The 7,281-nt window shown below is 29.6% G+C and carries 6 protein-coding genes and 2 tRNA genes; 5 read left to right on the top strand and 3 right to left on the bottom strand.

Going from position 1 to position 7,281, the window contains the following annotated elements:
• Nucleotides 1-410: 410 nt before the first annotated feature.
• The 5 genes from FKM95_RS01195 to trpS all read left to right on the top strand — a co-directional run bounded on the left by FKM95_RS01195 (nt 411) and on the right by trpS (nt 3,527).
• Nucleotides 411-482, top strand: a tRNA-Val gene (locus FKM95_RS01195).
• Nucleotides 483-503: 21 nt separating this feature from the next.
• Nucleotides 504-575, top strand: a tRNA-Phe gene (locus FKM95_RS01190).
• Between the two features lie 160 nt (nt 576-735).
• Nucleotides 736-1,080 (top strand): thioredoxin, encoded by a 345-nt coding sequence (gene trxA, locus FKM95_RS01185; protein ID WP_159128803.1) that lies wholly within the window; start codon nt 736-738, stop codon nt 1,078-1,080.
• 21 nt (nt 1,081-1,101) lie between these two features.
• The gene (argG, locus tag FKM95_RS01180) at nt 1,102-2,394 is read left to right on the top strand and encodes an argininosuccinate synthase (protein WP_159128802.1); all 1,293 of its coding nucleotides are present in this window, start codon (nt 1,102-1,104) and stop codon (nt 2,392-2,394) included.
• 107 nt (nt 2,395-2,501) lie between these two features.
• A complete protein-coding gene (gene trpS / locus FKM95_RS01175; RefSeq protein WP_159128801.1) occupies nt 2,502-3,527 on the top strand; it encodes a tryptophan--tRNA ligase in 1,026 nt (341 codons plus the stop codon).
• Here trpS and pheT read toward each other — a convergent pair.
• The 3 genes from pheT to FKM95_RS01160 form a co-directional block, all read right to left on the bottom strand.
• On the bottom strand, nt 3,505-5,874 hold the full coding sequence (pheT, locus tag FKM95_RS01170; protein ID WP_159128800.1) for a phenylalanine--tRNA ligase subunit beta: 2,370 nt from the start codon (nt 5,872-5,874) through the stop codon (nt 3,505-3,507). The two genes, trpS and pheT, sit on opposite strands and share 23 nt — an antisense overlap.
• Before the next feature lie 17 nt (nt 5,875-5,891).
• Complete coding sequence (gene pheS, locus FKM95_RS01165) at nt 5,892-6,869, bottom strand: phenylalanine--tRNA ligase subunit alpha (protein ID WP_159128799.1); 978 nt, start codon at nt 6,867-6,869, stop codon at nt 5,892-5,894.
• A gap of 63 nt (nt 6,870-6,932) precedes the next feature.
• Nucleotides 6,933-7,097, bottom strand: coding sequence for a hypothetical protein (locus tag FKM95_RS01160; protein WP_159128798.1), 165 nt, complete (start codon nt 7,095-7,097; stop codon nt 6,933-6,935).
• Between the last annotated feature and the right edge of the window lie 184 nt (nt 7,098-7,281).

Genomic DNA, 7,281 nt, shown 5'->3' with positions numbered 1-7,281 from the left:
TATACCTGCTTTTAAAGAACTGGAAAAACCCCAATAGACTCCTACTAAAACCCTATCCTTATAGACTCAATGAAAAGAATATCTATAATGTATAAAGGAATTACATCAAGTAATAACACATCTTCCCAATTAGATTCTATTAACATAAACCACACCACATCACATTCACATACGCTATCGCTATCGCTATCGTTCGTTTGCTTTCACTTTCACTTTCACTTTCACTTTAGCTTTAGCTTTAGCTTTAGCTTTAGCTTTCATCATATCCCAACCACCAAACCATATTTCCAACTGGTTCTCTCCTCTCCCATCTAAACCTAACTGCTCTAGAACTAGCTCTTATTTGGGTGGCTAGAACAGTGGTTAACTCAGTGGTTAGATACATAGAACAGTGGTTAGATACATAGAACGGGTGGTTAGTTCAGTGGTAGAACATCTCTTTTACACAGAGAAGACCGACGGTTCGAACCCGTCACTACCCATCAACTAATAACTAATCTAAAGTCCAGATAGCTCAGTGGTAGAGCAGAGGCCTGAAGAGCCTCGTGTCCTTGGTTCAATTCCAAGCCTGGACATAAAAGCTATTAGCTATATGCATACCCACCTAACACTCGTATTGTATATGTTAATGCACATCTCCATCTCTCTTCTATCACAAACAGCTATATCTATTAACTTCCTCATAACTGCTTCTATATAGAAACTTATTACATATCTTAAACCTGGAGTAACACTATGAATAATATTATCCATCTTAATGACGAAAGCTTCGATAAATATATAAAAGAACTAAAAGGATTAGGCTTAGTAGTTTTTTGGACTGAATGGTGTGGACCTTGTAAACTAATGACTTCAGCCTTAAAAGAATTAATAAAAGAATTTAATAAAAAGATTTCTATTGCTAAGCTTAACATTGATGAAAACAATATAACTGCCGTAAAATATGGAATACGAAGCATCCCAACACTAATACTATTCCATAATGGGAACCTAATAGATAATAAGATAGGAGCTTTATCAAAAGAACAAATTAAAGAACTAATAACTAAAGGCTTAAATAAAGTCACAACAACAAGTTAACGATGGTCTTAAATAACAAAAATGAATAATATAATAAGAAAGCTACCAACTAAACAACTAATAGGAATTGCTTTTTCAGGTGGTCTAGATACTAGTGCGGCGATAGTATGGATTAATAAAAAGGGTGGCATAGTTTATTCTTATACTGCTAACTTAGGACAGTATGATGAAAAGAATATGTTTTTAATTATTGGAAAGGCTATTAGTTATGGTGCTAGAAAGGCTTACATTATTGATTGTAGAAAAGCCCTAATAAAAGAAGGACTATTAGCTTTGCAATGTAAGGCATTCCATATAAAAACAGCCAACCTAGTATATTTTAATACTACTCCTTTAAGTAGAATAGTAACTAGTATTTCTATAGCTTTAGAAATGAACATAAATAATATAAACATATGGAGTGATGGCAGTACATATAAAGGTAATGATATTGAAAGGTTTTACAGATATGGCTTGTTAATAAATAATAAACTAAAAATATATAAGCCTTGGTTGGATAATAGTTTTGTTAATGAACTTGGTGGAAGAAAAGAAATGTATCAGCTTATGATAAAGAATGGGTTTTATTATAAAAAACAAAGGAAAAGATATTATTCTACTGATTGTAACATCCTTGGAAATACATACGAAGCAAAAGAGTTAGAATATTTAGACTTTAATATAAAAAAGATAGAGTTAATTATGTGTTTAGCTTTTTGGAAAAAGAAAGTAGCCGTTCCTATAGAAATACTAAAGCTAAGATATAGACATGGACTACCAACTTCAATAAACAATATAAAGCTTAATATTCAAATAGCTTTAATAGAAGAAGCTAATTCAATAGGCAGTAGACATGGACTAGGCGTAACAGACCAACTAGAAAGCAGAATAATAGAAACAAAGAGCAGAGGAATCTATGAGTCACCTGGTGTTAAGTTGCTATACATTGCCTATGAAAGGCTAACCACTGGAATACATGATGAATATACTATAGAACAACTGAGAAACTATGGAAGAAGCCTTGGAAAGCTGCTTTACTTAGGACGTTGGTTTGATTCGCAGTCACTAACTATAAAAGAAGCCATAAATAAATGGATAGCAACTATTATAAATGGTGAAATAATATTGGAACTAAGAAAAGGAAATGATTATTCTATTATAAGTACAAAGTCTGATAACTTAATATATAATATAAAAGCTATAACAATGGAAAAAGCTAGTTCTATGTTTACGTCAAAGGATCGAATAGGACAACTAAATATAACTAACTTTAGTATAGAGAATACAAGAAAAGCTCTACTAGGCTATAGTAAGCTTAAAAAGATATTATGGTAAATGCATAAGATATCCAAAGATGTGTGGTTGATGGTGTGGTTGATGGTGTGGCTGTGTTCTGTGGCTGTGTGTTAAGGACTAGCTTTGTTATATAAAGACTAAATACTATGAAACCTGTTGTATATAGCGCAATGCAGCCTTCTAATGAAGATCTAACTATAGGTAATTATTTAGGTGCCTTATTACATTGGATCAGAATGCAAGATAATAATGAATGTGTTTATTGTATAGCGGATATGCACGCTATTAGTAATATTAAAACTAATAAAGCTATTCACAGCTCTTCATTAGACATTCTAGCATTATATTTATCTTGCGGTATAGACCCAATAAAAACTATAGCTTTTATTCAATCTCATGTACTTGAACACTGTCAGTTTAATTGGTTATTGAGTTGTTATGCTTATTTTGGTGAATTAAAAAGAATGACACAATTTAAGGAAAAGCAACTAAAAGCTAAAGAACCTATAAATATTGGTATTTTTAACTATCCAATTCTAATGACCGCAGATATCTTATTATATCAAACAAATATAGTTCCAATAGGAAAAGATCAAAAGCAACATATAGAACTTACAAAAGCTATAGCTAATCGGTTTAATAATATGTATGGGGAAATCTTTACTATTCCTCAACCCTGTATTTCTGAACATGGGTCTTGTATAATGTCTTTATTACAACCAAATATCAAAATGTCTAAGTCTGATATAAATAAAAGAAATACCATATATTTGTTAGATAGCTTTTATTCATTAGAAGCTAAACTTAATAAAACAATAACAGACTCTGATAGACCACCAATTATTTATTATGAACCTATATTTAAACCTGGCATTTCAAACTTATTAGAATTATTAGCATGTGTAGGTAAAACTAATATAGCTCAGCTAGAAATAATGTTTGAATTCAAAGCATATGGCTGTCTAAAAAAAGATGTTATATCTATATTAAATAAGTTACTAACAGCCTTACAAACTAAATACTTTTCTATTAGAAAAGATGAAGGTTATCTTAATAAAATAATATATGATGGTTCAATAAGAGCTAGGAAAAAAGCTATAATAACTATGAATAAACTATATAAAGTTCTAGGCTTTTCAAGAATACTAACTAATATCTCAAATAAGCACTAAACATATGTTTTAATGTGGTTATATAGTCTTTAATAATTAAGTTAATATCATATTCTTTAAGTGGCTTTTCACTACTTTGAATATTAAAACTAAGAGATAAGCTTTTAAAACCTTCCTTTATATTATCATAATACACATCAGAAACGTTAATGCTTACTAAATAATTAGTATATTTATTAGTTAGTTCAGAAATAATAGTTGATGCCATTATTTGGTTAGAAACTATTATAGAAACATATCTATGACTTATAGGGAAATAAGATTTCTTAGAAGCATTAGGCATATTATAATCAAGAATGTACTCACAATATAATTCAAACATAAAAACATTATTATATAGCTTTAGCTCTAATTGTAGTTTAGGGTGAATAGTACCAAAAAGGCCAACAAAGTTCTTTTTAATAAAGATAGCAACGGATTGGCTTGGGTGTAAAACTAAACAACTTATTGGTTTAAGTTCAACTTCATTAGCCTTATTAGTAATAACAAAGATACATTCTAAGTCACCTTTTATATCGTAAATATCAACTAAGCTATGGCTATGTTTACTATCCCAATGCTCTTCGAGAATAGAGCCAGTGATTATACCAGCAACCATTAGCATTTGTTTAATACCTATAGTTTTATCAGGAATGAAACAAAAGCCACTCTCAAATAAACGGATACGCTTTTGTTGCTGGTATAATTTGTAAGTTAATGATTTAATTAAACCAGCTAACAGAGAACTGCGAACTATTTTCATTTCCTTAGCTATTGGGTTTTTTATATATATATGCTTTACATTAGAAGCTATTTTATTTTGAATATTAGGTTCAATAAAGCTATAAGTGATTACTTCATGATAACCTCTATCTATTAGTAGCTCTTTAATACGTATTAAAGGTATTCGGGTCTTTATGGACTTATTGGTTTCAGTAAAAGCTAAATAAGTATGCATAGGCTTTTTATTAACGTTACAAAACCCATAAAAACTAATAACTTCTTCTATTAAGTCTTCTTCGATATTTATATTGAAACGCCAATTATGTATTAAAACTATCCAAACAGCATTAACACGAATAGCTTTATAGTTTAAGTTAGTTAAAATGCTATTAACCTTTCCATCTGGAATAAGATAGCCTATTAAGTTATTTAGCTTATAACGATGTATTCCTATTCTACTTTTCTTGATAACATTCTTAGTAGATATAAAGCTATATATTGAACTAGCAATTCCACCACATATAGATATTATTAAGTCACTTATTCTTTCTATAGCTAAGCTTAAAAGGTTATAATCTACACCTCTTTCATAATGACCTAAAAGCTTAGAGCATAAACTATAATGTGGCTTTCCAATAATAACTGAAGGATTAATATAAAAAGCACATAATATAATATTGTTTGTATCTATAGTTATAGACCCATATTTAGCTTTTGATATACCGACTAAAGATAATATGTTAGCTTCATCAGATATTACTAAAGCATTTGAATTCAAAGCTATCTTATTTCCATTAAAAAGAGTAATAACTTCATTTGGTTTAGATAAGCGTATAGCTAGCTTTTCTTTTATAGAATTAAGATCAAACATATCTATAGGCTGTCCTAATTCTAATAAAACATATGATGTTATATCATTAAGAACATTAGTTAATATAATACCACATCGCTTAAGTCTTTCTCTTAACCATAAGGACGTATTTAGATTGTTATTAACATTTCTTATTATTCTAGTTACAAAACAAGGACAAAGCCTATTTGTCTCTATCAATGTTGGAATGTTATATGTAAAGGCTGTCTTAACATAATTAATAGCTGGATATTTCAAATACATATTGTTTAAACATGATAACACACGCATAATACCAAGCATGTTTGAACAATGGATTTTATTAGGAGCTATATTTATTTTGATGACAATGTCTTCAATCTTAATATATGTTCTTAACTCAGATCCTAACTTAGTTTCTAATGGTAGTTTTATGATGTTATGCTGATAGCTTATGTCTATATCTGATAAAAGCCATAGATTTCCTATAGAACCCGAAATACTAGAACCTGAACCTGAACCAGTTTCTGAACCAGATATAGCAACAGCTATTTTAAAACAAGCATATTGTTCAATATAGCTAGAATAAATAATATCTAATAGCTTTTTATATCCTATATCTACAGAATAAACATATCTATTCTTAGAAAGCCTTTTGTAGTATATAATATGACCTATTATAGGTCTACTAATATAATAAGGAATATTCACTATTGTTTCAACATGCAATCCAAACATAGTTATTTGATCTGCTATATTGTTAATATCCTTTTCTAAATATAACCATTCACGTAACCAAACCACACTAAATATCATAAGCTACCTATTTCTAACTAACATTGTTTAAGAAAGCGTAAGTCATTATCATATAAAAACCGAATATCATTCATATTATAATATAACATTGCTAATCGCTCTATTCCAATACCAAATGCAAATCCAGAATAATTAGTACTAATATTAGCATTATTTAAAAGCTTAGGATGAATCATGCCACAACCTAATACTTCTAACCAACTATTCGAAGAACTTAATATATCTACCTCTGTAGATAGTTTTGTAAAAGGAAAGTAAGAAGGACGAAAGCGTAGGTTTATTTTGTTGTTAAATAAGAACCATATAAAGTCTCTAACTATTGTTTTTAAATTAGAAAAGCTAATGGTTTTATCAACTAAAAAGCCTTCCAATTGGTGAAACATAGGGGTATGGGTTTTGTTATAATCATTTCTATATACACAACCAGAACTTATTACTTTAATAGGAGGCTTTTGTTTTATTAAAATACGAGACTGCATATTAGAAGCTTGAGTACGTAATAAAAGCTTTTTAGTTAGCCAGAAAGTAGCATGCTCAGTGCGAGAAGGATGGTATTTAGGAATATTAAGAGCTTCAAAGTTATGGAAAGCATCTTCTATTTCAATGCCAGACATACTTATAAACCCTAGCTTTAAAAAGAACCTTTCTGTCTTAGATATTATATCTGTTATAGGATGCATGCTACCAATAGTTAAGATTCTACCAGGGAGTGAAGCGTCTACATTTTCCTTGATAATTCTTTCTTCTAAAGTTAATGCTTCTATTTTATATTTACGGTTAGTAAAAAGTAGTTGAGTTATCTGTTTAATATTGTTAATTATATTACCAAATAAAGATCTTTTTACTATATTTAGTTTACTTAATAGTTTAAGAAGGCTTGAAATAGTTCCTTTTTTGCCAATAATATTAATACGCACTATTTCTAGTTCTTTTATAGTATTAGGTATTTGAATATAGAACCTAATATGTAGTAATAGCTTATGAAGAAATAGCATAGGGTTTTCCCCCCATTGGTTAATAACATTATTAGGTAGCGTTTATATATATAGACAGCTGGGTCATATATTATGTTTACGATATAAAAGAAACAATATAAAGGTATCTTTATCTAGAATGTATTCAACTCCCTTTACTTCAATAAACCTATATAACGACAGAATGGGTGGTTTTACTAGACGTACAGCATCATTAAATAATATAAAGATATGGGGTTGCTTCTTCAATAGTCTTCTAGAGATTCTCTTCTTACCGGTTCTTTAGTGTTGATAAGGCATAAGTTAGTTAAAGGTAGTCTTGAAGGACATCTGTTGGGGAAAGAGCTTCTATATAGCTGTTAGAGGTTAGAGATAGAGCTTATGGTTACTGTCCATAGAGGTTAGAGATAGAGCTTATGGTTACTGTCCATAG

Origin of the sequence: Candidatus Tremblayella phenacoccinincola, assembly GCF_009805595.3 — a bacterium.
GTDB classification, from domain to species: Bacteria; Pseudomonadota; Gammaproteobacteria; order Burkholderiales; family Burkholderiaceae; genus Tremblaya; species Tremblaya phenacola_D.
The sequence above is the reverse complement of the archived record's forward strand: the minus strand, read 5'-3'. Positions and strand labels throughout refer to the sequence as shown.